The organism is Micromonospora sp. ATLC20, assembly GCF_057196585.1.
The window spans coordinates 1-2,122 of record NZ_JBXUOV010000346.1 but is presented as its reverse complement, the minus strand read 5'-3'; the positions used below and the strand labels follow the sequence as shown (position 1 = coordinate 2,122).

The 2,122-nt window shown below is 77.8% G+C and carries 2 protein-coding genes and 1 pseudogene; 1 reads left to right on the top strand and 2 read right to left on the bottom strand.

Features of this window, described 5'->3' with window-relative positions; all coding sequences use genetic code 11:
- Positions 1–134 precede the first annotated feature (134 nt).
- Positions 135–701, bottom strand: a complete 567-nt coding sequence (locus AC2CHG_RS31125) for a sigma-70 family RNA polymerase sigma factor (protein WP_262015309.1) — start codon at positions 699–701, stop codon at positions 135–137.
- A 148-nt stretch (positions 702–849) separates the two neighbouring features.
- Positions 850–1,323: a molybdenum cofactor biosysynthesis protein gene (locus AC2CHG_RS31120; RefSeq protein ID WP_484526175.1), complete on the bottom strand. Its 474-nt coding sequence runs from the start codon at positions 1,321–1,323 to the stop codon at positions 850–852.
- A gap of 91 nt (positions 1,324–1,414) precedes the next feature.
- Here AC2CHG_RS31120 and AC2CHG_RS31115 point away from each other — a divergent pair.
- A pseudogene (locus AC2CHG_RS31115) lies at positions 1,415–2,122 on the top strand (hypothetical protein); the annotation flags it as partial.

Below are 2,122 nucleotides of genomic sequence, written 5' to 3'. Positions count from 1 at the left end.
GGCCCGTACCCCGCACAGGCCCGCGACCGGCGCGCCGCCTGACGGCCCGCCGCGCGGGTCTCCGGGTCGCGGCGTCCTTCGGCAGTCCGGTCCCGGCCGGTCGCGGTCCCGGCCGGTCCGCGGCGGTCGTGGTGTCAGCGGGCCCGGCGGTCGCGGGCGTCGCCGGACCAGGCGGCGACCAGGTCCTCCCGGGCGCGGGCCACGCGGGAGCGGATGGTGCCCACCGGGCAGCCGCACACCTCGGCCGCCTCGGCGTAGGACAGGCCGAGCACCTGGGTCGCCACGAACGCCTCCCGCCGGTCCGGCGCCAGCGTGGCGATGAGACCGCGCAGCACCACGCCGTCGTCCCCGCCGCCGGTCACCGCGCCGGCCGCCTCGGCGGCGGCCTGCCAGTCCGGCAGCGCGGCCACCCGGGGCCGGGCGGTCGCCGCCCGCACATGATCCACCGCGACGCGGCGGGCGATCGTGAAGATCCAGGTACGCGCCGACGACCGGCCCGCGAAGCCGGGCAGGCTGCGCAGCGCGCGCAGGAACGTCTCCTGGGCCAGGTCGTCGGCCTCGGCCGGCCCGGCCAGATGAGCGAGGAAACGCCACACCGGCGCCTGGAGGGCCCGCACGAACGCGGCAGCGGCCAGCTGGTCGCCCCGGGCGGCGCGGCGCGCCCACCCGGTCACCTGCTCGTCGTCGGCGTCCAGGCTCATCCGCGGCCGGCCCGCCGATCCGGCATGCTCATGCCGGACGGTACGGATGCGCGCCCCGCTCGGTTCATTCCGCGTCCCTCCTGCCGGCGCCGCAGTGCCGCTCGCCCTCCGGTTGGTCGGTCGGCGGGCCGGGAAAGTTCCCTCGCCGTCAGTCGTCGACGGACACGGTGACCGGGCCGACCCGCAGCACGCCGTCGGTGAGCGGGGCGCACCGGACGCCGCCGCGGCGGCGCATCGCCTTCCACGTACCGGGGGCGACCACCACGTCGAGCCAGGCGCAGGGCGGCGCGGCCCGGTGCACCCGCAGCCGGACCGGGCCGTCGCCGGAGTCGAGCGTGAGCACGCGGCCCACCAGATCGTCCACCGGGATGCCCTCGGTGAGCACGTTGCGCCGCAGCTGGGTGAGGTCCGCGCCGGGCGGCAGCGACTCCCGCGCGATCAGCGTGACGCTCGCCTGCCGGTGCGCGGGGCGGCCGAAGTAGCGGTCACCGACGATGCCGAGCCCGGCGCATAGCTCCACCCGGTCCACCAGTTCACCAGGTGGCGCGGGGGCGGGTCCGTCCGCCGGGCGGCCCACGTACCGGTGCACGGGTGAGGCCAGCAACTGGACGATCCGCGGCATGCCCCGAAGTCTAATCGCGGGCATACCACCGCCAAACCGGACGATAGCCGCGCTCACGTATCCGGGCTCTTCGCAGGGCGTTGTACCAGGTGTGACGGCGAGGCGACCCGACGCGATCGGGGCTCATCCGCAGCGGCGACTGGCCTGGGCGCGGCGCGAGAACGAGCGCCGGCGTCAGGCGTACGAGGCGGCGGCCCGGATCTGGCGCCGCCGCGCCGACCACCTCGACCGCCTGACGATGGAGGCGGCGGGCTTCCGCGGCTGCGCACTGCCCGGCACCGCACTGCCGGTGCCGCTGGACGACGGCGAGGTCGTCTACCGCATCCTGCCCACAGTCGACCTGGTCGAGGTCACGGCCCGGCACCTGCCCGGGCTGCCCGTGCCGGGTCGCACGCTCGCCGGCTGTCTCGACCCGGCCGACGGCCCGCTGCCGGCGGGACTACGCGTGGTGGACAGCGGCGCCGCCGTGGTGACCGACCGGCGCGTGGCCTTCGCCGGGCACGACGCCCGGCGGAACTGGCCCCTGCGGGACGTACGCGGTCTCGGGCACCACCCGGACCGTCCGGTCACCCTGCTGCACGACGCCGACGGCGGCGCCCCGGCGGGCCTGCGCCTACCCGCCCCGGGCGCGGCGAACGCCAGGTTCTACCTCACCCTGGCCCACGCCGACGCCACCGGTACGCGGGAGGCGTTCGTCGAGGACGTCGAGGCGCTGCGGTCCGCCCACCGGGCCACCCGGCCCCGGCCGCCGCGGCCGCTCGGCCCGTGGGACGCCCCGGCCGACCGGGCACTCCCCCAG